Here is a 23965-nt window from a genome sequence, read left to right on the forward strand (position 1 = left end):
GCTTCAGGCGTCCTGGTCCAGGATGCCGGACTGTGCGATGAGGAAGCCGAGCTGGGCCCGGCTCCCGCTGCCGAGCGCGGCCGCCAGCTTGGCGATGTGCGCGCGGCAGGTGCGTACGTTCATGCCGAGGCGGCGGGCGATCGCCTCGTCCACGTGGCCCTCCACCAGGAGCTTGGCGATGGAGCGCTGGACGCCGGTGATGCCGGCCGTCTCCAGGTGGTACGGCACCTCGTCGTCCCAGGGGGTGGCGTACTGCCAGAACTGGTCGAAGACGCCCACCAGGTACTGCACGAGCCCCTCGTGCCGCAGTTCCAGGGCGACTTGGCGGTCGCTGCGCGCCGGGATGAAGGCGACCTTGCGGTCCATGATGATCAGCCGGTCGATGATCTCCTCCAGGGTGCGCACCTCCAGACCGTACGGAGCGATCCGTTCCACGTAGCCGATCGTGGCGGAGTGGTGGCGGGCGGTGTGCTGGTAGAGGGTGCGCATCTCGACGCCGCGGGCGAGCAGCGGCTCTATGCGGCGCAGCCCCGCCTCGAAGCTCTCGGGCCTGCGGCCGCTGCCGGGCTGGATGACGAGCAGTTCTTCGGTGCACTCGTTGATGACGCGGTCGAGGGTCGCGTTGATGAGTTCCAGGCCTTCGAGGACCGTGATCGCGTGCGTGCCGGTGGTCGCGGGCGTCGCGATCGACATGAACGGCTCGAAGGTGTTCGCGAGGGCAACCGACTGCTTTCTGCGCTCCTGGATCTCGCGTTCCAGTGGCTGGGTCAGCAGGTTGAGCACCACCGTGGGCGGAACCGGGCGCAGCAGCTGGGCGTCGTCGGGGTCGGGGCGCAGCAGGGTGAGGTCGACCAGACACGGGGCGGAGTCGGCCTCTGAGCGGGTAATCCCGCCTGTACGCAGGGCAAGGGCGTACAGAGCCGTTCCTGTCTCGCACAGATCAACTGGGCCGTGATCGTGTCCTATGTGCCCTTGTTTCAACCTAGTTGCACCCCCCTCATCCTTTTGAATTACAGGAACATGATGCCTGGCTGCGCTGGTGCAAGTGGCCGGAGTGGGCCATCGTCGTATCCGCGGGGGGAGGTAATGATCAAAAGAGGTGGAGATCGGCCATGAGCAGGATGGTTCGAGCACTAAGCACGACAGCCGTTGTGGCGGCTGCTCTCTGCGCTCTCTCGGCGCCTGGGGACGTTACTTGGGAGACCCACCCCGCGAAGTCCTCAGCCACGACCGCAATGGACGTCACCTGGGAGATCGCACCGAAGGTCGCGGCGATAGGCACGGATGTCACCTGGGAGTCCGCCCCTAAGGGTGCTGTCGCATGAGCTTCCCGCCCGACGACCGCACCTTCCGTCGCGAAATGGCCACGGCCTACCGCTCGGGGTGGCACTTCATCGACCTCGCCACAGCAGTTCCTTTTCGTGGCGATTCGTTGATGGTCACTCTGCTCGGTGAGCCGATCCTGATCGCCCGTGAGGACGACGAGGACGTCCGTGCCTACCGGTGCCTGCGCCGGCCGCGCGGGGCACCGCAGCCCATTCGCTGTGTTGTCCGGTACGGCATGGTCTTCGTGAATCTCGACCAACGTGACCACCAGCTTTTCGAGTCGGAGGCTCAACCCGATTCATCCACCGCCACCCCCCGCAGTGCCTGACGCGATCCCCCGTCGTTGTACATCGCGCAGGTGCTTCCCCCACACAGCGGCGCCATCGTGGACCTGAACACGGTGGCGCCGCTGTGCTGTCCGGGTACGGACGGCCACCGGCTCAGGTGTTGCCCATCGCCCTGGTCAGCCTGATCTCGATCAGCACCCGGTCCGGGTTCGGGGCCGGAGTCCGCTGGTAGCGCACGGCATAGCGCTCCACCGCGTCCGCGATCAGTTCGGGTTCCGTGCGCACGACCGCGCGGCCCTCGAGCGTCGCCCAGCGCCTGCCCTCCAGCTGGCAGAGCGCGACCCGCGCGCCCGCCGGGTCCTGCGCGAGCGCCGCCAGGACGTTGGCGACCTTCCGGCTCCCCTTGTTGGTGATGATCCGGGCGAGCCCCGCCTCCGGGTCGTACGTCGCCCCCACCGGCACCACGTGCGGCGAGCCGTCCGGCCGCTGCGTCGTCAAGGTGCAGATGTGGCGCTCGCGCCAGAAGCTGAGATAGCCGTCGTCGGGCTTGCGTACGTCTATGGCCATGGACAGGCAACCTAGCCCTCGCCCTCCCTTCGCCACACCTTGAGCGGAATGGACTCAACTTTGTGTACGTTGGAAGGGTCATAGGCGGTGAAGCCATTGCCAAGGCGTACGACGAGGAGGAGCGAACGCACGTGGATGCCGAGCTGACGAACAAGAGCCGGGACGCGATCAACGCCGCGAGCAACCGGGCCGTCGCCGGGGGCCACCCGGATCTGACCCCCGCGCATCTCCTGCTCGCGCTCCTGGAGGGTCAGGACAACGAGAACGTCATCGACCTGCTGGCCGCCGTGGAGGCCGACCAGGCCGCCGTGCGCTCCGGCGCCGAGCGGCTCCTGGCCGCACTTCCGAGCGTGACCGGCTCCACCGTCGCCCCGCCCCAGCCCAACCGCGAACTGCTTGCCGTGATCGCGGACGCGGCCCAGCGCGCCAAGGAGCTGGGCGACGACTACCTGTCCACCGAGCACCTGCTGATCGGCCTCGCGGCCAAGGGCGGGCAGGCCGGTGAGATCCTCTCCCAGCAGGGGGCGAGCGCGAAGAAGCTCCTTGACGCGTTCGAGACGAGCAGGGGAGGGCGCCGGGTGACCACACCCGACCCGGAGGGTCAGTACAAGGCGCTGGAGAAGTTCGGTACGGACTTCACGGCGGCCGCCCGCGAGGGCAAGCTCGACCCGGTCATCGGCCGGGACCAGGAGATCCGCCGGGTCGTCCAGGTCCTTTCACGGCGTACGAAGAACAACCCGGTGCTCATCGGTGAGCCCGGCGTCGGCAAGACCGCCGTCGTCGAGGGCCTCGCCCAGCGCATCGTGAAGGGCGACGTGCCGGAGTCGCTGAAGAACAAGCGGCTGGTCTCGCTGGACCTCGGCGCGATGGTCGCGGGCGCGAAGTACCGGGGCGAGTTCGAGGAACGCCTCAAGACCGTCCTCTCCGAGATCAAGGAGAGCGACGGCCAGATCATCACGTTCATCGACGAGCTGCACACCGTGGTCGGCGCGGGCGCCGGCGGCGACTCGGCGATGGACGCGGGCAACATGCTCAAGCCCATGCTGGCGCGCGGCGAGCTCCGTATGGTCGGCGCGACCACCCTGGACGAGTACCGCGAGCGCATCGAGAAGGACCCGGCCCTGGAGCGCCGCTTCCAGCAGGTCCTTGTCGCCGAGCCGAGCGTCGAGGACACCATCGCGATCCTGCGCGGGCTCAAGGGCCGCTACGAGGCGCACCACAAGGTGCAGATCGCGGACGGCGCCCTGGTCGCGGCCGCCACCCTCTCCGACCGGTACATCACCTCGCGCTTCCTGCCCGACAAGGCCATCGACCTCGTCGACGAGGCGGCGTCCCGGCTCCGTATGGAGATCGACTCCTCGCCCGTCGAGATCGACGAACTCCAGCGCTCCGTCGACCGGTTGCGCATGGAGGAGCTGGCGCTGAAGAACGAGACCGACGCCGGCTCGCTCCAGCGCCTCGACAAGCTCCGCAAGGACCTCGCCGACAAGGAGGAGGAGCTGCGCGGGCTCACCGCACGCTGGGAGAAGGAGAAGCAGGGCCTCAACCGGGTCGGTGAGCTCAAAGAGCGCCTCGACGACCTGCGAGGCCAGGCCGAACGCGCCCAGCGCGACGGCGACTTCGACTCCGCCTCCAAGCTCCTGTACGGCGAAATCCCGGGTCTGGAAAGGGAGTTGGAGGAGGCCGCCGAGGCCGAGGCCGAGCAGGAGAAGTCGAAAGACACGATGGTCAAGGAGGAGGTCGGCCCCGACGACATCGCGGATGTGGTCGGCGCCTGGACCGGCATCCCCGCCGGGCGCCTGTTGGAGGGCGAGACGCAGAAGCTGCTCCGCATGGAGGGCGAGCTGGGCAAGCGGCTGATCGGCCAGTCGGAGGCGGTGCAGGCCGTCTCGGACGCGGTGCGCCGCACCCGGGCCGGCATCGCCGACCCCGACCGGCCGACCGGCTCGTTCCTCTTCCTCGGCCCGACGGGCGTCGGCAAGACCGAGCTCGCCAAGGCCCTCGCCGACTTCCTCTTCGACGACGAGCGGGCCATGGTCCGCATCGACATGTCGGAGTACAGCGAGAAGCACAGCGTGGCCCGCCTGGTCGGCGCGCCTCCCGGTTACGTCGGCTACGAGGAGGGCGGCCAGCTCACCGAGGCCGTCCGCCGCCGCCCGTACTCCGTCGTGCTCCTCGACGAGGTGGAGAAGGCGCACCCCGAGGTCTTCGACATCCTGCTCCAGGTCCTCGACGACGGCCGCCTCACCGACGGCCAGGGACGCACGGTCGACTTCCGCAACACCATCCTGATCCTCACCTCCAACCTGGGCAGCCAGTACCTCGTCGAGCCCTCGACCGGCGCGGACGTCAAGAAGCAGCAGGTTCTGGACGTGGTGCGGGCCTCCTTCAAGCCGGAGTTCCTCAACCGGCTCGACGACCTCGTGGTCTTCTCCGCGCTCACCAAGGACGAGCTGTCCCACATCGCCGGGCTCCAGATCGACCGCCTGGCCAAGCGCCTGGCGGACCGCCGGCTCACCCTGGATGTCACCCCCGAGGCCCTTCAGTGGCTGGCCGACGAGGGCAACGACCCGGCGTACGGCGCGCGCCCGCTGCGCCGCCTGATCCAGACCGCCATCGGCGACCGGCTCGCCAAGGAGATCCTGGCGGGTGAAGTGACCGACGGTGACACGGTTCGGGTCGACCGATTCGGGGAGGGGCTGATCGTGGGGGCCGCGAAGTAGGGCCGCACCCCGCCACCCGGGCCGGATTCGGTCAGCCCGCAGCGGATACCCGGAGGCAGGGGTTGCCACCCCTGCCCCGGCATGGGGGAGGATGACCGGAACCGTACGAAGGAAGATTCACGATGAGCATCGACCCGTCCTCGATTCCGAATTTCGGGGCTCAGCAGGGCCCGCAGTCCGGCGGTGCGCCGACCGGGCCCGTCGTTCCCGACCAGGACCTGGTGAAGCAGCTCCTGGACCAGATGGAGCTCAAGTACGTCGTGGACGACGAGGGCGACCTCGCCGCGCCGTGGGAGGATTTCCGTACGTACTTCATGTTCCGCGGCGAGGACGACCAGCAGGTCTTCTCGGTGCGGACGTTCTACGACCGGCCGCACAGCATCGACGACAAGGTCCAGATCCTGGAGTCGATCGACGACTGGAACCGCCGCACCCTGTGGCCCAAGGTCTACACGCACACCCACGACGACGGCACCGTCCGCCTCATCGGCGAGGCGCAGATGCTGATCGGCACCGGCGTCGCCCTGGAGCACTTCGTGTCGTCCACCGTGAGCTGGGTCCGTGCCTCGATCGAGTTCGACAAGTGGCTGCTCGAGCAGCTCGGCCTGGAGAAGGACGTCGAGGGCGGCGAGGGCGACGAGGCGGGCGAGTCCGACTCGGAGTGACCCTTCGGGGGATTCACAGCGCCATGGTGGCCTGCGTCAGCAGATAGGCCCCGTAGCAGAACGAGAGCCCGGCCAGGGCGACGGTCACCGCGACCGCCGCCCGGGGCCGGGCTTTCGTCAGTGCGAGCGCGAGCGGGACGAGCAGCGGGAACGCGGGCAGCAGGAAGCGCGGCTTCGACTCGAAGAACCCCGCCCCGCCGACCGTGATCAGCACCAGGATGGCGGTGTAGATCAGCAGGGGCACGGGCGGCCGGTCGAGGACGAACAGGACGAACAGGACGACCATCACCGCGGTCAGCAGCGCCGCCATCGTGAACCCCAGGTCGTACGGGGCCGCCGTGAGCCTTTTGACGAACTCCAGCGTGCCCGCGCCGAAGTCGAACCGGGACGTCCAGCCGGCCTGCACCGCGAAGTAGCCGCCGAGCAGATCGCCCTTGCGCACCCCGACCCACAGCACGTAGCCGCACCAGCCGAGCGGCGCGAGCAGCGCGCCCGCCCAGGGCCGCCAGGAACGCCGCTCACCGCGCCAGATCGCGCACCCCGCCGCCGCCGTCACCGCCGCGGTCACCGCGACGGCGTTCGGCCGGGCGAGCCCGGCGAGCAGCGCGAGCGAGCCCGCCCACAGCCAGCGCCGCTCCAGGACCGCCCACAGCGACCAGGCCGCGAGCGCCGTCATGACGGGCTCGGTGTACGCCATCGTCAGGACGACGGAGTGCGGAAGCAGCCCCCACAGCAGCACGAGCAGGGTGCCCACCGGGCGGCCGTACAGGCGCTCGCCGATCAGATAGATCCCGGTGGCCGCGGCGGCCGCCGCGGTCCACGAGACGATCAGGCCCGCGGTGCCGCCGGTGACCGGCAGGACGGTGGTCACGGCACGGATCAGGCCCGGGTAGAGCGGGAAGAACGCCAGGTCGCTCTGGACCGAGCCGTCCGGCCAGGACAGGGTGCGGCCGTAGCCGTGGGCCGCGATCCGGACGTACCAGTCGGCGTCCCAGGAGGTCGCGAGCCGCGCGCGGGGCGAGAACCCCCGGTGCCAGGCCGCCGCCGCGACCACCAGGAGCCCGGTCAGCCGCGCGGCCGCGAACAGGCCCAGCGCGGGGGCCGCCCGGCGCAGCGCGCCGGTCCAGGGCGCGGCGCTCGTGATGATCCCTGCCCGGCGGCCGCGGGCGGGGACGGTGATCTCGGCGGACAGGGGACACCTCCGGTCGCGCGTTGGTCGTTCATACCGACCCTCGGCGCGGATCCCGCTTCCCGCGACCGGTGCGCCCCCGACCGGGGAGAACTCCGCCCACCCGGCGGTGCGCCCTACCCCGCGAGCGCCTTCAGCCGGGTGACCGCCTCTTCGAGTACGGCCGTCTGCTTGCAGAAGGCGAACCGGACGAAGGGGGCGCCCTCCTCGCGGTGGTCGTAGAAGACCGCGTTGGGGATCGCCACGACGCCGGCGCGCTCGGGCAGCGCGCGGCAGAACGCGAAGCCGTCGCTCTCGCCGAGGGGGCGGATGTCGGTGGTCACGAAGTACGTTCCGGCCGGCCGGAACACCTCGAACCCGGCCGCCGCGAGCCCCGCGCTCAGCAGGTCCCGCTTGGCCTGGTGCTCCGCGCGCAGGCCGGCGAAGTAGGAGTCCGGCAGCCGCAGCGCCTCGGCCACCGCGTACTGGAAGGGCCCCGAGGCCACGTACGTCAGGAACTGCTTGGCCGAGCGGACCGCGGCCACCAGCTCGGGGGCCGCCGTCACCCAGCCGACCTTCCAGCCCGTGAACGAGAACGTCTTGCCCGCCGAGCCGATGGTGATCGTGCGCTCGCGCATGCCGGGGCAGGAGGCGAGCGGGATGTGCTCGGCGCCGTCGAAGACGAGGTGCTCGTACACCTCGTCGGTGATCACCAGGAGGTCGCGCTCGCAGGCCAGCTCGGCGACCGCGGCGAGTTCGGCGCGGGTCAGGACCGTGCCGGTCGGGTTGTGTGGGGTGTTGAGGAGGATCAGCCGGGTGCGCGGGGTGACGGCGGCGCGCAGTTCGTCGAGGTCGAGGACGAAGCGTCCATGTGCGGCTCCGCCGCGGGGCCCCTCGTGCGGTCGCAGGGTGACCGGGACGCGGGTGGCGCCGGCCATCGCGATGCACGCGGCGTACGAGTCGTAGTACGGCTCCAGGGCGATGACCTCGTCGCCCGGTTCGAGCAGCGCGAGCAGGGAGGCGGCGATCGCCTCCGTGGCGCCCGCGGTGACCAGGACCTCACGGTCCGGGTCGAAGGTGAGGCCGTACAGGCGCCGCTGGTGCTCGGCGATCGCGGTGCGCAGCTCGGGGACGCCGGGGCCCGGCGGGTACTGGTTGCCCCGGCCATCGCGAACCGCGCGGACCGCCGCCTCCCGCACGGCCTCGGGGCCGTCGGTGTCGGGGAAGCCCTGGCCGAGGTTGATGGACCCGGTCCGCTGGGCGAGGGCGGACATCTCGGCGAAGATCGTCGTCCCGAACTCGGCGAGGCGGCGGTTGAGGAGTGGGCGCGCTCTGGAGGTCATGACCGCCATCCTGCGGGCAACCTCTGGAGTTGCTCAAGTGTGCTTTGGCCGACGGCGGCCGGGGGCATCCCCCCACCACGCGGGACAACGGGGGACCGCGGCACGGAAGGACGGTGGGGGAATGGACATCGCGATCGAGATGGGGATCGTCGCGCTGGTGCTGCTGATCATCGTGGCGAGCCCGGGCGCGCGGCGGCGGCGCAGGGCCATGGCGGGGCGCAAGCGGTCGAGGTGGTCGTCCTCCGGCAGCTCCGGGAGCTCCGGCAGCTGGTGGGCCGGCGACGGGGACGGCGGTTCGTCCGGCGGGAGCGGGCACCACGGGCACCACGGGGGCGGCGGGCACCACCACTCCTGCGGTGGTGGGCACTCCTCGTGCGGCGGCGGCCACTCGTCCTGCGGGGGCGGCGGAGGCTGCGGCTCCAGCTGAGCGCCGACGCCCGAACTCCGCGCGGCACAGCAGGAGTTCGGGATCGAGGGCCGACGGGACGACCGGCCCGTACGCGGTCGCGGCTGTCACGGGGCAGCCGATTCCGCCGCCGGTCGTGCCCGTTGTGCGCCCGGTCGGTTCCGGCCGGCCGGGCGCCTTCTTTCACGCCTGTAGTTGAACGTTTGAACCGAGTGGCCCCCGAGGGGATGGAAACCCCATCAAGTTGGGTAAAAAAGCTGTGAGCGCCGCGCACTTCATGATTCCCTCGCAGATGAGAAACGACGCAGCCCCTCGGACCCCGGGATCAGAAAGCGGTCCCCCCGTCCTTTGTTGCGGCCCGAGGCGACCTCGGTCATCCACCCGCCACATGTGTGTTTTGCGGAGCCCACCCATGCTCACGACCCTCAAGACCGCCTACACCGACACGCGTGCCGCCGACCTCGCCTGGGCGCTGGGCCGCGAGCCGCTGCCCGCCCTCGCCGTACTCGACCTCGAACTGACCGGAGCCAAGCTGCAGTTGAGGCTCCTGGGTGCCTCGCACCAGGTGCTCCTCGACGAGGCGGCCGGAACCTGCTCGGAGACCGTCGCCTGCATGCCCGGCAGCAGTACGCCACTGCCGCTCGGTGTGGCGAAACGTCTCGGGGAGTGGGACTACGAGTTCGCCGCACGCGTCGAAACGCTCTCGCGCGGCTCGTTCGCGGGGCGCGCGCAGGAACTCCTCGCGCTCGTGGCCGACCATCCCAACGGGCTGGCGGGGACGTTTCCGGGCTCGCCGCACGCCTTCACGGCGATGCTCGCGCAGCGCGGCGACGGCCAGGTGTGGTGGCGCACCTGGCACGCCTACCCGCAGGAAGGGCAGTTGGTGGTGACCCGGACCCGGGTCGGCGTACGGGTGTCCGCGCCCGCCGGGCTCTGAGGCGCTCGATCCCCGGACGGTTGGCTCCAGTTGAACCCGTGTGGGTGACAGGAAGCGAACGGAGTGTGACGTAGCGTTCGCATCATGATCGAACCGCTCCCCGCTCCCGTGAGGAGGCCGCGGTCGGGTCGGTTCCTCGTCCTGGCCGTCGTGTTCATCTGTGCCGCCTGCGGCCTGGTGTACGAGCTCGAACTGGTCGCCCTCGCCTCGTACTTGATCGGAGACTCGGTCACCCAGGCCTCGGTGGTCCTCTCGGTGATGGTCTTCGCGATGGGCGTCGGCTCGCTGCTCGCCAAGCGGCTGCGCTGCCGGGCCGCCGTCGGCTTCGGCCTCATCGAGGCCGCGCTCGCCCTGGTGGGCGGCTGCTCCGCGATGGCGCTGTACGCCACGTTCGCCTGGTTCGGCGGCTCACGGTACGCCCTGGTGGCGTTCTCGCTCGCGATCGGCATGCTGATCGGCGCCGAGATCCCGCTCCTGATGACGCTCATCCAGCGCGTCTCGCGGCGCGCCGAGGGCGACGCGAGCGGCACGGTGGCCGACCTGTTCGCCGCGGACTACGTGGGCGCGCTCGTGGGCGGGCTCGCCTTCCCGTTCCTGCTGCTGCCCCAACTCGGCCAGCTGACCAGCGCGTTGCTCACCGGCGCGGTCAACGCGGTCGCGGGCGGCGCGCTCGTCCTGCTGCTCTTCGGCCGCGACCTGAGCCCGCGCGCCCGCTGGGTGCTGCTCGCCGCCAACGCGCTCGTCCTGGCCACCCTCGCGCTGACCACCGCCATGGTCGACGACTTCGAACAGGCCGCGCGCCGCGCCGTGTACGGGGGGCAGGTGCGGGTCGCCGTGCAGACCCACGTGCAGGAGATCGTCCTGACGGGCAGGGCCGGCGCGCCCCTCGACCTGTTCCTCGACGGGCGGCTCCGCGTCAATGGCCGCGACGAGTCCCGCTATCACGCGGCCCTGGTGGGGCCCGCGCTCGACGGCGGCCCGCACGGCCGCGTCCTGATCCTGGGCGGCGGCGACGGGCTTGCCGCCCGCGAAGTGCTGCGCCACCCCGGCGTGCGCTCGGTGACCCTCGTCGAAGTAGACCCCGGTCTGGCCCAACTGGCCTGCGAGGACCCGGAGTTGGCGGCCCTGAACGCCCACGCCTACCAGGACCGGCGGCTGCACGCGGTGATCGCCGACCCCTTCCGCTGGCTGCGCGGCGACGGCTACACCTCGGGAACGTACGACGTCGTCGTCACCGATCTGCCCGACCCCGGCATCACCGCGAGCACCAAGCTGTACTCGCAGGAGTTCTACGCGCTCGCCTCGCGAGTGCTCAGCCCCGGCGGACGGCTCGTGGTGCACGCGGGGCCGGTGAAGGGCCGGCCGCGCACGTTCTGGACGGTCGCCTCGACGGTCCGCGCGGCGGGCCTGACGACGTTCGCGTACCGGGCGACGGGGCGCAGCGCAGGGTTCACCGCGGGCCCCGACCGCGCCCTGGACTCGGCGAAGTCCCCGCACGACTGGGGTTTCGTCCTGGCCGCGAGACCCGCCCCGCATCCGTTCTCGGCGCAGGGAGCGGCATCGGGCGTGCGGCTGCCCCCCGGTACGGAGTGGCTGACACCGCCCTCGGGCGCGGCCGCCTTCCCGCCGTCGACGCTGGTGCATCCGCGGTATGCGGACTGAGGGGGCGGGTGACCTCGGTGCCGGGCGGCCGCACCGCCTGAGGCGGCGGCCCGGTCCGGCATTCGGCGCCGCGTTGGCGCAGACGTGGCGGCCGGTGCTGAGTAGGCTCGGTGGCTATGGAGCATGAGGTGTTCGTTCCGGTTGAGGCCCAGGCACTCCGGCAGACGCTGCGCGATCCCGCCCGGGTCGCGCGGTGCGTGCCGGGGCTCCAGCAGGATGCGGGCGAGCCACCCATCGCGGGTCGGCTGAAGGTCCGCCTCGGCGGGAGCACCATCACCTACCGGGGCGCGCTGCGCATCACCGGGCAGGACGACGACGTGTTCGCCATCGAGGGCGAGGGCGTCGAGGTCCGCGGCGCGGGCGCGGCCAAGGTCACCCTGACCGTACGGCTGGCAGCGGCCCCCGGCGGCACCACCCTCGCCTTCGCGGGTACGGCGCTCGCGGAGGGCCGGGCGACCGAGGTGCCGGCCGACGCGGCCCAGGCCTCGGTGCTGCGCCTGCTCGACCGGTTCGCGGCGGAACTGGCCCGGCCGGCGCGGGACGAGGGCCTCGCGGACGGGTCCGCCGGGCCGGAGGCCGCCGACACCGACCTCAACACGGATCTGGCCGACGGGCCCGGGGAGCGGCCGGCCGGCCGTGCTCCCGGCCTCGACCCCGAACTCGACACGGACCTCAATACCGACCTGGACTCTTCCGGCCCCGACTCCGGCCCGGACTCTTCCGGTGCAGCCTCCGACCTCGACCCGGAGAGCCTCGCCTCCGTCTTCGACGCGGAGGTGCCGCCGCCGTCCCTGGACCCGCTCGCCGACGAGGAGTTCGCCATCGAGGTCGGCGAGCCGATGCCGGCCGAGGCCGCGCACGCCCGCCGCACGATGATCGGCCGCAGTGCCGAGGAGGTCGACCACGCACCGCCGCGCGGCCGGTACGCCCCCGTACCCGCGCCCTCGGGAAGCAACGCCGGTGCGACCCTGCGCTGGGTCGCCCCGGCCGCCGCCCTCGCGCTGGCATCCGCCGTGGTCGTCGGCCGCGCGCTGAGGCGCCGGCGCTGAGAGCCCTGTGGCCGAACCCCGCCCGAGGCTGTCCGGATCTCGGGTGCGGGCGCTGACCCCACATCCGCGGACCACCGGCTAGGGTCGACGGCGTGAGCAGTGACCAGATCACATTGGGCGCCGGCGCCGTGGAACTGACCGTCGACGCGGGCAACGGCTGCCGGATCAGCAGCCTGCGGATCGACGGCACCGAGGTGCTGCGCCAGGGCGACAAGTACGGCTGCTTCCCGATGGTGCCGTGGTGCGGCCGCGTGGAGAACGGCCAGTTCCGCGACGGCGGCGTGAAGTACCAGCTGCCGCTCAACTCGCCCCCGCACGCCATCCACGGCACCGCCCGCGACCACGCCTGGAAGACCGCGCGGGTCTCCGGGACCGAGGCCGTCTTCACCTACGAACTGGCCGAGCCCTGGCCGTTCACCGGCAGGGTCACCCAGATCTTCGAGCTGACCCCGGACGCGCTGACGGTGACGATGGGCGTCGAGACGTACGACAACTCCTTCCCGGCGCAGGTCGGCTGGCACCCCTGGTTCGTGCGGGAGCTCGACGGCAGCCGGGTCGAGCTCGCCTTCGACGCCGAGTGGCAGGAGGAGCGCGGCGACGACCACCTGCCCACCGGGCGGCGCATCCCACCGCTGCCGGGCCCCTGGGACGACTGCTTCGGGATGCCCGACGGCGTCGACGTCACCCTGACCTGGCCGGAGCGGCTCGAACTGAAGGTGACCAGCCCGACCGAGTGGGTCGTGGTCTACGACGAGCAGGACGAGGCCGTGTGCGTGGAGCCGCAGTCGGGCCCGCCCAACGGCCTCAACACCCTGCCCCGCCAGGTCACCCCGATCGAGCCGCTGGAGCTCGCGACGACGTGGACCTGGCGACGGCTGTGACCGGCCGCCTTTAAGCTGGCTGGCATGACTGACGTACGGGCAGACCTGCTCCAGCAGATCAAGGACAAGGCCGTGGTGCACGGCAAGGTGACCCTCTCCTCGGGGATCGAGGCCGACTACTACGTCGACCTGCGCCGGGTCACCCTTGACGGCGTCGCCGCGCCGCTGGTCGGCCAGGTGATGCTCGACGTCACGGCCGAGTTCGACTTCGACGCGGTCGGCGGCCTGACCATGGGCGCCGACCCCGTGGCCGGCGCGATGCTGCACGCGGCCGCCGCCCGTGGCCGCACCCTGGACGCGTTCGTCGTCCGCAAGGCCGCCAAGGCGCACGGCATGCAGCGCCAGGTCGAGGGCCCGGACATCAAGGGCCGCCGGGTCCTGGTCGTCGAGGACACCTCCACCACCGGCGGCTCGCCGCTGACCGCCGTCGAGGCGGTCCGCGCGGCCGGCGCCGAGGTCGTCGCCGTCGCGACGATCGTGGACCGGGCGACCGGCGCCGCCGAGAAGATCACCGAGGGCGCGGGTGTGCCGTACGTCTTCGCGTTCTCCTCGACGGAACTGGGCCTCGCGTAAACCTCGTATAACCCTCGTAACCGAGGTGCGAAAGTCGTGACCTAGGTCCCGGGGTTCGGGCATCCGACCCGCTGACCTGCGCGTTTTTCAAGGGGCGGGCTGTTTCACGTGAAACAGCCCGCCCCTGCTGCGTCCGCCGGGTGGAGCCGCGGTCAGAGTCTGGAAAGATAGGCCGCGACGATGACGTCGCCCCCAGGTCAGGGCCAGCACATATCGCACACCCGCACATCACAAGGAGCGGACAGATGCCCATCGCAACCCCCGAGGTCTACAACGAGATGCTCGACCGGGCGAAGGCAGGCAAGTTCGCCTACCCGGCCATCAACGTGACCTCGACCCAGACCCTGCACGCTGCGCTGCGCGGCTTCGCGGAGGCCGAGAGCGACGGCATCATCCAGATCTCCACCGGTGGTGCGGAGTTCCTGGGTGGCCAGTACAACAAGGACATGGTCACCGGCGCGGTCGCCCTGGCCGAGTTCGCGCACGTCGTCGCCGCCAAGTACGACATCACGGTCGCGCTGCACACCGACCACTGCCCCAAGGACAAGCTGGACGGCTACGTCCGCCCGCTGATCGAGGTCTCCGCCGAGCGCGTGGCCAAGGGTCTGAACCCGCTGTTCCAGTCGCACATGTGGGACGGCTCCGCCGAGACCCTCGCGGACAACCTGGCCATCGGCCAGGAGCTGCTCGCCAAGGCCGCCGCCGCGAAGATCATCCTTGAGGTCGAGATCACCCCGACCGGTGGCGAGGAGGACGGCGTCAGCCACGAGATCAACGACGAGCTGTACACGACCGTCGACGACGCGCTGCGCACCGCCGAGGCCCTGGGCCTGGGCGAGAAGGGCCGCTACCTCCTTGCCGCGTCCTTCGGCAACGTCCACGGCGTCTACAAGCCGGGCAACGTCGTGCTCCGCCCCGAGCTGCTCAAGGACCTCCAGGCGGGTGTCGGCGAGAAGTACGGCAAGCCCTCGCCGTTCGACTTCGTCTTCCACGGCGGCTCGGGCTCCACGGCCGAGGAGATCGCCACCGCGCTGGAGAACGGCGTCGTGAAGATGAACCTCGACACCGACACCCAGTACGCCTTCACCCGGCCGGTCGCGGACCACATGTTCCGCAACTACGACGGTGTCCTGAAGGTGGACGGCGAGGTCGGCAAGAAGTCGACGTACGACCCGCGTACGTGGGGCAAGCTGGCCGAGGCGGGTATGGCCAAGCGGGTGGCCGAGGCGTGCGCGAACCTCCGGTCCACCGGAACGAAGCTGAAGTAATGCAGCGCCGCTGAACATCGGGCCCGGCTTCCCCTTGGGGGGCCGGGCCCGAGGCATTTCCCCACCCCGCCCCACACCCCCGGCGGGTTTCGGGGAGGGGTGGGGTGGGGGACAGATCCGCTGTGGCGGACAACGTACGCATGGGCACCGGTCCCGGCCGCTGGGTGCTGCTGACCACCGTCCTCGGCTCGGGCATGGCCCTGCTGGACTCGACCGTCGTCAACGTCGCCCTGCCCCACATCGGCACCGACCTCGACACCGACATGGCCGTGCTCCAGTGGACCGTCAACGCGTACATGCTCACCCTGGCCGGACTCATCCTGCTCGGCGGCGCCCTGGGCGACCGGTACGGCAGGCGGAAGGTGTTCGTGATCGGGGTGGTGTGGTTCGCCGCCGGATCGCTGCTGTGCGGGCTCGCCCCGAACGCCGGGGTGCTCATCGCCGCCCGCGCCCTCCAGGGCATCGGCGGCGCCCTGCTCACCCCCGGCTCCCTCGCGATCATCCAGGCGGGCTTCCACCCGGACGACCGGGCCCGCGCGGTCGGCGTGTGGTCGGGGCTCGGCGGGGTCGGGGCGGCCGTGGGCCCGTTCCTCGGGGGCTGGCTGGTGGACGGGCCCGGCTGGCGCTGGGTGTTCCTGATCAACGTGCCGCTGGCCGCGGTCTGCGTACCCGTCGCCCTGCGCCACGTACCGGAATCGCGGGACCCGCGCACCCACACCGGCCGCTTCGACGTGGTGGGCGCGGCACTCGGCGCGCTGACCCTCGCCCTCGTGACGTACGCGCTGATCGAGGCGCCCGGTCAGGGTTCGTCGCGGCTGGTCGTCGGGGCGGGGGTGGCCGGGCTCGGCCTGGGCGCGGCCTTCGTGCGCCGTGAGCGGCACCTGCCCGACCCGATGCTGCCGCCGGACATCTTCCGCTCGCGGGTTTTTACGGCCGTGAACCTGGTAACGGTGGGCGTGTACGCCGCCTTCGGCGGATTCTTCTTCCTCGCCGCCCTCCAGCTCCAGGTCGTCGCCGGGTACTCGGCACTCGGCGCGGGCGCGGCGCTGCTGCCGACGACCGTGCTGATGCTGCTGCTCTCGGCGCGTTCGGGCGAGCTGGGGCAGCGGATCGGGCCGCGCATCCCGCTGACCGTCGGGCCGCTGCTGTGCGCGGCGGGGATGCTGCTGATGCTGCGGGTGGGCGAGCACGCGTCGTACGTACGTGACGTCCTGCCCGCCCTTGTCGTGCTCGGACTCGGCATGGTCACCCTGGTGGCGCCGCTCACCGCGACGGTGCTCGCGTCGGTCGACGAGGGGCGCGCGGGGCTGGCGAGCGGCATCAACAACGCGGCCGCGCGGGCGGCCGGCCTGATCGCGGTGGCGGCGTTGCCGCTGGCCGCGGGGATGGGGCCGGAGGCGTACCGCTCGGCGGCGGAGTTCGGGGCGACGTTCCGGCGGGCCATGCCGATGTGTGCGGGGGCGCTGGTGCTGGCCGCCCTGGTTGCCTTCCTGACCGTACGGCGGCCGGCGGAGGCGGTTGTGCCGGCGTGCCGCATGCAGGCCGGGGTGCCGGGCCCGGCCATCGAACCCGACCACGGCGAGCCGGCACCCTGAACCCCCTGAACCCCCGGGGCTCCGCCCCGGACCCCGNTGAACCCCCTGAACCCCTGGGGCTCCGCCCCAGACCCCGATGACCCCTCCTCGGGTGGTGCTGGTCCGCATCGGAGCCTTCAGCCCGTCCGGCGATTGAGGACGAGCGCTCTTCGGGCGCGAACGGGTCTGGGGCGGAGCCCCAGGCAACCGGCTTCCCGGCGGGGAAAAATCGGCCGGCTGCCGCCGGCCTTCGCGGTGGCAGACTTGGGCGCATGTCCATTCACGAGAACCTCCTCGGGGGCCCCGCCCCGACGCACCTCCCCGACGACCCGGAGCCCCGCGAGCTGCTCGCCGGCGGCACCGCGCCCGCCGACGTCGCCGCCAAGTACCCCACCTCCTCCCTCGCCTGGGCGCAGCTCGCCGACGACGCGTTCGACGGTGGCCGCACCGTCGAGTCGTACGCCTACGCCCGTACCGGATACCACCGCGGCCTGGACTCGCTGCGTCGTGCCGGGTGGAAGGGGCACGGCCCGGTGCCGTGGGAGCACGAGCCCAACCGCGGGTTCCTGCGGGCCCTGCACGCCCTCGCCCGCGCCGCCCAGGCCATCGGCGAGGACGCCGAGTACGAGCGCTGCACCACCTTCCTGCGGGACTCCTCGCCGCTCGCCGCCGACACCCTGGGCTGAGCCACCCCGGCCGATCGGGAACGTCCGGGCCGTTCGTGCCATCTGTATGGCTGACACGGACGGTTCGGGCGGCTGCGGACGGCACCATCGCACGCGCGCCCGGCCGCATGGACAGGCTGGCGCAGAGGCCCCACTCCTCTCCCCCCAACCCAGCCGGGAGCAGGGGAGTACTCCGTCTTGGGCAAGCGCGGCGCCCACAGCGCACAGCAGCACCACGCAGACCGCAGGGGACGGCGGCGTCTCCGTTCCCGCATGCTTCTCCTCACCGGGTGTCTGCTCGGTGGCACGCTCGTCGGCGGGGCCGCTCTCGCCCAGTGGCCCGGCGGGGAGCACAAGCCGGTCGTCGAGCCCGGCAACGTCTCGGCCAGCCCCATGGAGGAGCGGCCCCCGCTGCCCATCGAGGTGCCGCCCGCCAAGCCGTCGCCGCCCGCCAAGCCGTCCCCGGCCGTGCCTTTGTCGGGCCCCGGCACCTTCACCACCGCCCAGGCCTCCGGCAAGGTCGTCGGAACCGGCGGCCCGCTGCGCCGCTACGAGGTGCAGGTCGAGGACGGAGCGGATGTTTCCGCGAAGCAGGCCGCCCTCGACGTCCAGACGATCCTCGCCGATCCGCGCAGCTGGGCCGCTCACGGCAAGGGCCGCTTCCAGCTGGTGTCCAGCGGTGGTGATGTGGTCATCAAGATCGCTACCCCGAAGACCACCGACAAGCTGTGTGCTGCCAACGGCGACACCGGCGGCGAGCTGAACTGCGAGGTCACCGGTGGTGTCATCGTCAACCTCAAGCGCTGGGTGACCGGTTCGCCGCAGTACGACGGGCCGCCCGCCGAGTACCGGCACCTGATCATCAACCACGAGATAGGCCACATGATCGGCTACCACCAGCACATGGGTTGCCCGGGTCCCTCGAAGCCCGCCCCGGTGATGATGCAGCAGATCAAGGGCCTGAACGGCTGCAAGTCCAACGCCTGGCCGTACACCGCGGACGGGACGTTCGTCACGGGGCCCCCGGCGCCCTGACGAAGGGCGCGGAAGCGTGCTTATGATGCCGGTGGGGACCGGGGCTCCGATGCCGACCAAGGAAGGGGCGGACCGCTACCCGGACACATCGAGGAGACAGCGATGTCATCACAGATGTCCGAACCGGTCACGCCGCCCGAACAGGGCGACGAGCCGGAGACCCCGAATCTGGACTTCGAGGGCACGACACCGTACGAGGACTACGTCCAGGCGGACGTCCTCACCCACCTCCAGCATCTGCGCTCGGACGACCCCGGCGAGATGGTCTTCCTGGTCACCACCCAGGTCATGGAGCTGTGGTTCACGGTCGTCGTGCACGAGTGGGAGACCGCGTCGCGGGCCCTGCGCGCGGACCGGGTGCCGGTCGCGATCGACGCCCTGAAGCGTTCGGTACGGGAGCTGGAGGCGCTCAACGCGTCGTGGACGCCGCTGGCACAGCTGACCCCGGCCCAGTTCAACTCCTACCGGGCCGCGCTCGGCGAGGGCTCCGGGTTCCAGTCGGCGATGTACCGGCGGATGGAGTTCCTGCTCGGCGACAAGTCGGCGTCGATGCTGGTGCCGCACCGGGGCGCGCCCCGCGTGCACGCCGAGCTGGAGAAGGCGCTCGGCGAGCCGAGCCTCTACGACGAGGTGCTCGCGCTGCTCGCGCGGCGCGGGTACGCGGTTCCGTACTCGGTCCTGCAGCGCGACCTGACCCGCAAGTACGAGCCGTCCGCCGAGGTCGAGGCGGTCTGGGCCGAGCTGTACGCGGGTGACCAGAACGGTGAACTGGTGCGCCTGGGCGAGGCGTTGACCGATGTCGGCGAACTCGTGTGGCGATGGCGCAACGACCATCTCGTGGCGACCCGGCGGGCCATGGGCGCCAAGTCGGGCACCGGAGGCTCGGCCGGGGTGGCCTGGCTGGAGAAGCGGGCCACCAAGAACGTGTTCCCCGAGCTGTGGACGGCCCGCAGCCATGTCTGAGGCACTGGCCAAGAAGGCCGCGGCACTGGACGCCGCAGACGGACTCGCCCGGCACCGCGAGCTGTTCGCCCTCGACGACGGCGTGGTCTACCTCGACGGGAACTCGCTGGGCGCGCTGCCCCGGCACGTTCCCGCCCGTATGCAGGACGTCATCGCGCGCGAGTGGGGGCAGCTGCGCATCCGGTCCTGGGAGGAGAGCGGCTGGTGGACCGCGCCGGAACGCATCGGCGACCGGATCGCCCCGCTCGTCGGCGCGGCGCCGGGCACGGTCGTGGTCGGCGACTCGACGAGTGTGAACGTCTTCAAGGCGCTGGTGGCGGCGGTCCGGCTGGCCGGTGACGACCGGGACGAAATCCTGGTCGACGCCACGACGTTCCCCACGGACGGGTACGTGGCGGAGTCGGCGGCCCGCATGACGGGACGCCGGATCCGGGCCCTGGCGCCGGACGAGATGGTGTCCGCGCTCGGCCCGCGTACGGCGGCGGTCCTGGTCAACCACGTGGACTACCGCACGGGCCGCCTCAACGATCTCCCTGTCATGACGGCAGCGATCCAGGCGGCCGGGGCGCTGGCGGTCTGGGACCTGTGCCACAGCGCGGGCGCGCTGCCGGTCGGCCTCGGTGCGCACGGCGTCGACTTCGCGGTGGGCTGCACCTACAAGTACCTGAACGGCGGGCCGGGTTCACCGGCGTACCTGTACGTACGCGGCGACCACCAGCCCCGCTTCGACACCCCGCTGCCCGGGTGGAACTCGCACGAGGACCCCTTCGGGATGCGGCCGGCGTACGTGCCGGGCGACGGGGCGGTACGGGGCCGGGTCGGCACGCCGGACATCCTGTCCATGCTGGCGCTGGAATCGGCGCTTGATGTGTGGGACGGGGTCGCGATCGAGGCGGTGCGAGCGAAGTCCCTGGCGCTGACGGACTTCTTCCTCGAATGCGTCGAGGCGTACGTTCCGGCGGGGCGGGTGTCGTCGGTGACGCCGGTCGCGCACGCGGAACGCGGCAGCCAGGTGTCCCTCAGCTGCGCGGAGGCGGGCGAGGTGATGCGCACCCTCACCGCGCGGGGTGTGGTGGGCGACTTCCGCCGGCCCGACGTCCTGCGCTTCGGCTTCACGCCGCTGTACGTGGGCTTCGCCGATGCGGAGCGGGCGGCGACGGAACTCGCGGCGCTGGTGGGCTGAGCCCCGGGCCCCCGGGGGGGGCTTGCCCACCCTCCCACCCGTGACGGGGGTTGGACGAGCCGAGCCCTGGGGCGGANGGGGCGGAGCCCCAGGGCACCCCGGGTTGCACGGCGGGGGCGCCCTGGTAGCGTCCCTCGCGCCCGGGTGATCAACCGGCTTGGCCTGGCGAAAGGTTGGGGAATGACGGATCCCGCAGAGCGCGACGCGGCCGAAGAGGCCTCCGCCTTCTCCCATCCCCCCGTCGCCCCCGACACCACCGCCGCGTACGGAACCCACCCCGACCAGGTGATCGACTTCTACGCACCCCGGGGCGGCGGCCACACCGGCGCCCCCCTCGTCGTGCTGCTGCACGGCGGCGCCTGGCGGGCCCCGTACGACCGCATGCACATCACCCCGTTCGCGGACTTCCTGGCCCGGCGCGGATTCGCCGTGGCCAACGTCGAGTACCGGCGCGGGAGTCTGCTGCCGCAGCAGGGTGGCGCCGGTCCCGTGGCCGGGCGCTGGCCCGACACCTTCGACGACGTGGCGGCGGCCCTGGACGCGCTGCCCTCCCTCGTACGCGATGCCGTCCCGCAGGCCGACCCCCGCCGCACCGTACTGGCCGGGCACTCGGCCGGCGGCCACCTCGCCCTGTGGGCCGCGGCCCGGCACGTACTGCCGGCCGGCTCCCCGTGGCGCACCCCCGGCCCGGCGGCGCTGCGCGGCGTCGTGGCCCTCGCCCCCATCGCCCACTTCGCCACGGCTGTGGAGCTGGGTGTCTGCTCGGGGGCTGTGCTTCAACTGCTCGGCGGGGAGGGGGAGTTGGAGTCTCGCTGTCCGCACGCCGACCCCGCCGCCCTGCTGCCCACCGGGATCGCCACGGCCGTCGTGCAGGGCCGGGAGGACATCGTCGTGCCGCAGGCCGTGGCGGAGGCGTATGTCGATGCGGCGGCCCGGGCGGGGGAGACGGTGGGGCTCACCCTGCTGGAGGGTGTGGGCCACTTTCCGCTGATCGACCCTGCGGCTGACGCGTGCGCGGTGGTGGCGGAGGAGATTGCCCAGCTGGCCTACTGAGCGCGTCCGGCTCCGCGGGCGGTGCGGTTCATTTACGTGCGGGCCGGTGGGGGCCGGTCGCGCAGTTCCCCGCGTCCCCGCAGGGCACCCGGCGCCGCACATGTCGCAGCCCCGCGCCCCCTTCGGGGCTCAGGCAGCCGTATCGCCGAACACCCCACTGCCAAAAGCGAGTTCGGCAAACCGCTCCCCCATCCGGCGGTGCGTCTTCGCGTCCGGGTGCAGCGCGTCGGGCAGTGGCAGCTCCGCCGTGTCCCCCTCCCCGTACAGGGAACGGCCGTCCAGGTAATGCACGTTGGGGTCGTCCGCCGCGCGCATCGCCACTATCGCCGCCAGCTGTTCGCGGATCGTGGTCAGTGTCAGGCGGGTCGGGTCCGTCGCGTCGCCCGTTGCGCGGAACCTCAGGCGGCCGGAGGCCAGTTCTGTGAGGTCGGTGGCGCACGGGCCCGGGGTGGTCTCGTGAATGGGGCACAGGATGGGGGAGATCACCAGCAGCGGCGTGGTGGGGTGGCCGTCCCGGATCGTGTCCAGGAAGCCGTGCACCGCCGGGACGAAGGCCCGCAGCCGCATCACGTCGTGGTTGACCAGGTTGATGCCGATCTTGACGCTGATCAGGTCCGCGGCCGTGTCCCGCATGGTGCGTGCGGTGAACGGGTCGAGCAGGGCGTTGCCGCCGAAGCCCAGATTGATGAGTTCCGCGCCGCCGAGCGAGGCGGCCAATGCGGGCCAGGTCGTCGACGGGCTCGCCGCGTCCGAACCGTGGCTGATCGAACTTCCGTGGTGCAGCCACACCTTGCGGCCCGAATCCGGCACCGGCTCGACGGGTGCGTCGGTGCGCAGGGCGACCAGCTCCGTCGTCTCGTTGTGCGGGAGCCAGATCTCTACGTTCTTGACGATGTCGGGCAGCCCCGCGAAGCGCAGGGTGCCCACCTCGCCGGGCTCGGTCGTGACGGAGCCCGTACTCATGTCGACGGTTACGGTGTTGCCGCCCGCCACGCTGCCCCGACCTGCCAGGCGGCCGTCGACCAGGAGGTCGTACACACCGTCGGGGCGAGGCGGCGCGCCGACGTACACGCGCTTGGTGGGCAGCGTGTCCAGCTCGACGGACGTGGCCCGGGTGCGGAACGCGAGCCGTACGCCGGAGGGCTGGGTCTCGGACATGGCGAGCTGGGCGTCGACGCCCCGGGCGCGGGCACGGGCGGGCAGCCGGTGCGGCAGCACGCCGTGCTCGGTGTGCTCCAACTCGATGGCGCCGCGCAGGAGTTGGGCGGTGATGGGGGTCGTCTTCAGAGGAGTCATGAGGCCGGCCAGTTTCGTAGTAGGGCGTCGAGAGCGTCGAGTGTGCGCTCCCAGGTCTCCTGGGTGTCGGGGGCGCTGTGGCTGAACCCGCCGCCCATCTCCAGGCTGATGTAGCCGTGGAAGACGCTGCCGAGCAGCCGCACCGCGTGCGTCTGGTCCGGCTCCGACAGGTCGTAGCCGCGCAGGATCGCCCGCGTCATCTGCGAGTGCCTGCGGCCCGCGCTCGCGGCCGCCGCCTCCGCGTCGAGCCGCAGCTGGGTCGCGGCATAGCGGCCGGGGTGCTCGCGGGCGTAGTCGCGGTAGGCGTTGCCGAGCGCGGCCAGGGCGTCCTTGCCGGACCGGCCGGCCACGGCGTCGGAGACCAGGTCCGCGAGTTCCGCCAGGCCGAGGAGGGCGATCCTGGTCTTGAGGTCCTGGGAGTTCTTCACGTGCGAGTACAGGCTCGCGACCTTGACGTCGAACTGTCTGGCCAGCGCCGAGACGGTCACCTGCTCGAACCCGACCTCGTCGGCCAGCTCCGCGCCCGCCAGGACCAGGCGCTCGGTGGTCAGTCCTACCCGTGCCATGCCCTTCCTCCCTCTCGCGTCTCTCTCACCTCAAGGACTTACCTCAAGGACTCGCCTCAAGGACTCACCTCAAGCGCTCCGCTTGCTCGAAGCTTACCTTAAGCAGATACGAGATTGCCTAAAAGCTTTAGGCAATCTACCGTGGTGTTTATGAAGCCGCTGACCGAGCAAGAGATCCGTGCCGCCTTCGTGAACTGCACCAAGGGCGAGGCCAAGCGCCTGGCCGTGCCGCGCGACCTGGCCGACCGGCCCTGGGACGACCTGGACTACCTCGGCTGGCGCGACCCGCAGGCGCCCGACCGGGGCTACCTCGTCGTCGAGCTGGAAGGCCGGCCCCACGGCGTCGCCCTGCGCTGTTCCAGCGCCGCCGTCGGGCAGCAGCGGCGCAGCATGTGCTCGCTCTGCCTGACCACCCACTCCGGTGGCGTCTCGCTGATGGTCGCCCCGAAGGCGGGCAAGCCCGGCAAGCAGGGGAACTCGGTCGGCGCGTACATCTGCAGCGACCTCGACTGCTCGCTCTACGTACGCGGCAAGAAGGACGCGGGCGTCGGGGCGCGGCTGCACGAGACGCTCACCGTGGAGGAGAAGATCGGCCGGACCGTGGCGAACATCGCCTCCTTCGTCGCCAAGGTGACGGCCGCCTGACCCGATTCACCCCGGGCTCGTGTCGGCGTGTAGTCCCTGAGGCGGACCCCGCAGGATCCCCATCGGGCCGGACGCCCCGGCGGAGCCCGCCGCCTACCTTGGTGGGTGTGAACGAGACGACCAGGCCCCG

Annotated in this window: 23 protein-coding genes; 17 read left to right on the forward strand and 6 right to left on the reverse strand. The window is 71.6% G+C overall.

Annotated elements, in window-relative coordinates; genetic code table 11:
• Nucleotides 1-3: 3 nt before the first annotated feature.
• The gene (locus tag ABD346_RS22850; protein WP_344377252.1) at nucleotides 4-981 is read right to left on the reverse strand and encodes a helix-turn-helix transcriptional regulator; all 978 of its coding nucleotides are present in this window, start codon (nucleotides 979-981) and stop codon (nucleotides 4-6) included.
• 340 nt (nucleotides 982-1321) lie between these two features.
• Between ABD346_RS22850 and ABD346_RS22855 the strand changes: the two genes are divergently transcribed.
• Complete coding sequence (locus ABD346_RS22855) at nucleotides 1322-1654, forward strand: Rieske (2Fe-2S) protein (protein ID WP_053726447.1); 333 nt, start codon at nucleotides 1322-1324, stop codon at nucleotides 1652-1654.
• 112 nt (nucleotides 1655-1766) lie between these two features.
• Here ABD346_RS22855 and ABD346_RS22860 read toward each other — a convergent pair whose 3' ends face one another.
• The gene (locus tag ABD346_RS22860) at nucleotides 1767-2180 is read right to left on the reverse strand and encodes a pyridoxamine 5'-phosphate oxidase family protein (RefSeq protein WP_344377254.1); all 414 of its coding nucleotides are present in this window, start codon (nucleotides 2178-2180) and stop codon (nucleotides 1767-1769) included.
• Between the two features lie 131 nt (nucleotides 2181-2311).
• Between ABD346_RS22860 and clpB the strand changes: the two genes are divergently transcribed.
• Both clpB and ABD346_RS22870 read left to right on the forward strand, forming a co-directional pair.
• Nucleotides 2312-4903, forward strand: coding sequence for an ATP-dependent chaperone ClpB (gene clpB, locus ABD346_RS22865; RefSeq protein ID WP_344377288.1), 2592 nt, complete (start codon nucleotides 2312-2314; stop codon nucleotides 4901-4903).
• 122 nt (nucleotides 4904-5025) lie between these two features.
• Entirely contained in the window at nucleotides 5026-5568 is a 543-nt protein-coding gene (locus ABD346_RS22870) for a type III secretion system chaperone family protein (RefSeq protein WP_344377255.1), read from the forward strand.
• A gap of 13 nt (nucleotides 5569-5581) precedes the next feature.
• On the opposite strand, the gene ABD346_RS22875 is transcribed toward ABD346_RS22870, so the two are convergent.
• Nucleotides 5582-6715 carry a hypothetical protein gene (locus tag ABD346_RS22875; protein WP_344377289.1) on the reverse strand — a complete coding sequence of 378 codons (1134 nt, stop codon included), beginning with the start codon at nucleotides 6713-6715 and terminating at the stop codon, nucleotides 5582-5584.
• A 158-nt stretch (nucleotides 6716-6873) separates the two neighbouring features.
• Nucleotides 6874-8088 (reverse strand): pyridoxal phosphate-dependent aminotransferase, encoded by a 1215-nt coding sequence (locus ABD346_RS22880; RefSeq protein WP_344377257.1) that lies wholly within the window; start codon nucleotides 8086-8088, stop codon nucleotides 6874-6876.
• 112 nt (nucleotides 8089-8200) lie between these two features.
• On the opposite strand from ABD346_RS22880, the gene ABD346_RS22885 reads away from it, so the two are divergent.
• From ABD346_RS22885 to ABD346_RS22945, 13 genes are all read left to right on the forward strand, one after another.
• A complete protein-coding gene (locus tag ABD346_RS22885; protein WP_344377258.1) occupies nucleotides 8201-8506 on the forward strand; it encodes a hypothetical protein in 306 nt (101 codons plus the stop codon).
• Nucleotides 8507-8897: 391 nt separating this feature from the next.
• A complete protein-coding gene (locus ABD346_RS22890; protein ID WP_344377259.1) occupies nucleotides 8898-9422 on the forward strand; it encodes a DUF2617 family protein in 525 nt (174 codons plus the stop codon).
• An 84-nt stretch (nucleotides 9423-9506) separates the two neighbouring features.
• Nucleotides 9507-11084, forward strand: coding sequence for a polyamine aminopropyltransferase (locus ABD346_RS22895; RefSeq protein WP_344377261.1), 1578 nt, complete (start codon nucleotides 9507-9509; stop codon nucleotides 11082-11084).
• 116 nt (nucleotides 11085-11200) lie between these two features.
• On the forward strand, nucleotides 11201-12133 hold the full coding sequence (locus tag ABD346_RS22900; RefSeq protein WP_381229368.1) for an SRPBCC domain-containing protein: 933 nt from the start codon (nucleotides 11201-11203) through the stop codon (nucleotides 12131-12133).
• 92 nt (nucleotides 12134-12225) lie between these two features.
• Nucleotides 12226-13014 (forward strand): aldose epimerase family protein, encoded by a 789-nt coding sequence (locus ABD346_RS22905; protein WP_344377264.1) that lies wholly within the window; start codon nucleotides 12226-12228, stop codon nucleotides 13012-13014.
• Between the two features lie 24 nt (nucleotides 13015-13038).
• Nucleotides 13039-13587, forward strand: a complete 549-nt coding sequence (pyrE, locus tag ABD346_RS22910) for an orotate phosphoribosyltransferase (RefSeq protein ID WP_053726438.1) — start codon at nucleotides 13039-13041, stop codon at nucleotides 13585-13587.
• A 245-nt stretch (nucleotides 13588-13832) separates the two neighbouring features.
• Complete coding sequence (gene fbaA / locus ABD346_RS22915; protein WP_344377266.1) at nucleotides 13833-14855, forward strand: class II fructose-bisphosphate aldolase; 1023 nt, start codon at nucleotides 13833-13835, stop codon at nucleotides 14853-14855.
• Between the two features lie 140 nt (nucleotides 14856-14995).
• Complete coding sequence (locus tag ABD346_RS22920; protein ID WP_344377292.1) at nucleotides 14996-16450, forward strand: MFS transporter; 1455 nt, start codon at nucleotides 14996-14998, stop codon at nucleotides 16448-16450.
• A gap of 251 nt (nucleotides 16451-16701) precedes the next feature.
• Nucleotides 16702-17115, forward strand: coding sequence for a DUF3151 domain-containing protein (locus ABD346_RS22925; RefSeq protein ID WP_344377267.1), 414 nt, complete (start codon nucleotides 16702-16704; stop codon nucleotides 17113-17115).
• A gap of 252 nt (nucleotides 17116-17367) precedes the next feature.
• Entirely contained in the window at nucleotides 17368-18129 is a 762-nt protein-coding gene (locus tag ABD346_RS22930; protein ID WP_344377269.1) for a DUF3152 domain-containing protein, read from the forward strand.
• A 102-nt stretch (nucleotides 18130-18231) separates the two neighbouring features.
• Nucleotides 18232-19092 (forward strand): tryptophan 2,3-dioxygenase family protein, encoded by an 861-nt coding sequence (locus ABD346_RS22935; protein WP_381229364.1) that lies wholly within the window; start codon nucleotides 18232-18234, stop codon nucleotides 19090-19092.
• On the forward strand, nucleotides 19085-20275 hold the full coding sequence (kynU, locus tag ABD346_RS22940) for a kynureninase (protein WP_344377270.1): 1191 nt from the start codon (nucleotides 19085-19087) through the stop codon (nucleotides 20273-20275). The genes ABD346_RS22935 and kynU overlap by 8 nt, the downstream gene beginning before the upstream one ends.
• 180 nt (nucleotides 20276-20455) lie before the next feature.
• Nucleotides 20456-21328: an alpha/beta hydrolase family protein gene (locus ABD346_RS22945; protein ID WP_344377272.1), complete on the forward strand. Its 873-nt coding sequence runs from the start codon at nucleotides 20456-20458 to the stop codon at nucleotides 21326-21328.
• A 129-nt stretch (nucleotides 21329-21457) separates the two neighbouring features.
• Here ABD346_RS22945 and ABD346_RS22950 read toward each other — a convergent pair whose 3' ends face one another.
• Entirely contained in the window at nucleotides 21458-22624 is a 1167-nt protein-coding gene (locus ABD346_RS22950) for a GDSL-type esterase/lipase family protein (protein ID WP_344377273.1), read from the reverse strand.
• Nucleotides 22621-23190: a TetR/AcrR family transcriptional regulator gene (locus tag ABD346_RS22955; RefSeq protein ID WP_344377274.1), complete on the reverse strand. Its 570-nt coding sequence runs from the start codon at nucleotides 23188-23190 to the stop codon at nucleotides 22621-22623. Before ABD346_RS22955 ends, ABD346_RS22950 begins: the two co-directional genes overlap by 4 nt.
• A gap of 150 nt (nucleotides 23191-23340) precedes the next feature.
• On the opposite strand from ABD346_RS22955, the gene ABD346_RS22960 reads away from it, so the two are divergent.
• Nucleotides 23341-23835, forward strand: a complete 495-nt coding sequence (locus ABD346_RS22960) for an FBP domain-containing protein (protein WP_344377276.1) — start codon at nucleotides 23341-23343, stop codon at nucleotides 23833-23835.
• Nucleotides 23836-23965: the final 130 nt, after the last annotated feature.

Source organism: Streptomyces mauvecolor (assembly GCF_039532965.1).
In the GTDB taxonomy this organism is placed as follows: domain Bacteria; phylum Actinomycetota; class Actinomycetes; order Streptomycetales; family Streptomycetaceae; genus Streptomyces; species Streptomyces violascens.

Coding starts and splice junctions, on each gene's coding strand:
- ABD346_RS22900 (WP_381229368.1), top strand. CDS start 11,201: ATGGAGCATGAGGTGTTCGTTCCGGTTGAGGCCCAGGCACTCCGGCAG.
- ABD346_RS22925 (WP_344377267.1), top strand. CDS start 16,702: ATGTCCATTCACGAGAACCTCCTCGGGGGCCCCGCCCCGACGCACCTC.
- ABD346_RS22860 (WP_344377254.1), bottom strand. CDS start 2,180: ATGGCCATAGACGTACGCAAGCCCGACGACGGCTATCTCAGCTTCTGG.
- ABD346_RS22870 (WP_344377255.1), top strand. CDS start 5,026: ATGAGCATCGACCCGTCCTCGATTCCGAATTTCGGGGCTCAGCAGGGC.
- fbaA (WP_344377266.1), top strand. CDS start 13,833: ATGCCCATCGCAACCCCCGAGGTCTACAACGAGATGCTCGACCGGGCG.
- ABD346_RS22855 (WP_053726447.1), top strand. CDS start 1,322: ATGAGCTTCCCGCCCGACGACCGCACCTTCCGTCGCGAAATGGCCACG.
- ABD346_RS22955 (WP_344377274.1), bottom strand. CDS start 23,190: ATGGCACGGGTAGGACTGACCACCGAGCGCCTGGTCCTGGCGGGCGCG.
- ABD346_RS22935 (WP_381229364.1), top strand. CDS start 18,232: ATGTCATCACAGATGTCCGAACCGGTCACGCCGCCCGAACAGGGCGAC.
- ABD346_RS22890 (WP_344377259.1), top strand. CDS start 8,898: ATGCTCACGACCCTCAAGACCGCCTACACCGACACGCGTGCCGCCGAC.
- pyrE (WP_053726438.1), top strand. CDS start 13,039: ATGACTGACGTACGGGCAGACCTGCTCCAGCAGATCAAGGACAAGGCC.
- ABD346_RS22885 (WP_344377258.1), top strand. CDS start 8,201: ATGGACATCGCGATCGAGATGGGGATCGTCGCGCTGGTGCTGCTGATC.
- ABD346_RS22930 (WP_344377269.1), top strand. CDS start 17,368: ATGCTTCTCCTCACCGGGTGTCTGCTCGGTGGCACGCTCGTCGGCGGG.
- ABD346_RS22945 (WP_344377272.1), top strand. CDS start 20,456: ATGACGGATCCCGCAGAGCGCGACGCGGCCGAAGAGGCCTCCGCCTTC.
- ABD346_RS22880 (WP_344377257.1), bottom strand. CDS start 8,088: ATGGCGGTCATGACCTCCAGAGCGCGCCCACTCCTCAACCGCCGCCTC.
- ABD346_RS22950 (WP_344377273.1), bottom strand. CDS start 22,624: ATGACTCCTCTGAAGACGACCCCCATCACCGCCCAACTCCTGCGCGGC.
- ABD346_RS22895 (WP_344377261.1), top strand. CDS start 9,507: ATGATCGAACCGCTCCCCGCTCCCGTGAGGAGGCCGCGGTCGGGTCGG.
- ABD346_RS22960 (WP_344377276.1), top strand. CDS start 23,341: ATGAAGCCGCTGACCGAGCAAGAGATCCGTGCCGCCTTCGTGAACTGC.
- ABD346_RS22920 (WP_344377292.1), top strand. CDS start 14,996: ATGGGCACCGGTCCCGGCCGCTGGGTGCTGCTGACCACCGTCCTCGGC.
- kynU (WP_344377270.1), top strand. CDS start 19,085: ATGTCTGAGGCACTGGCCAAGAAGGCCGCGGCACTGGACGCCGCAGAC.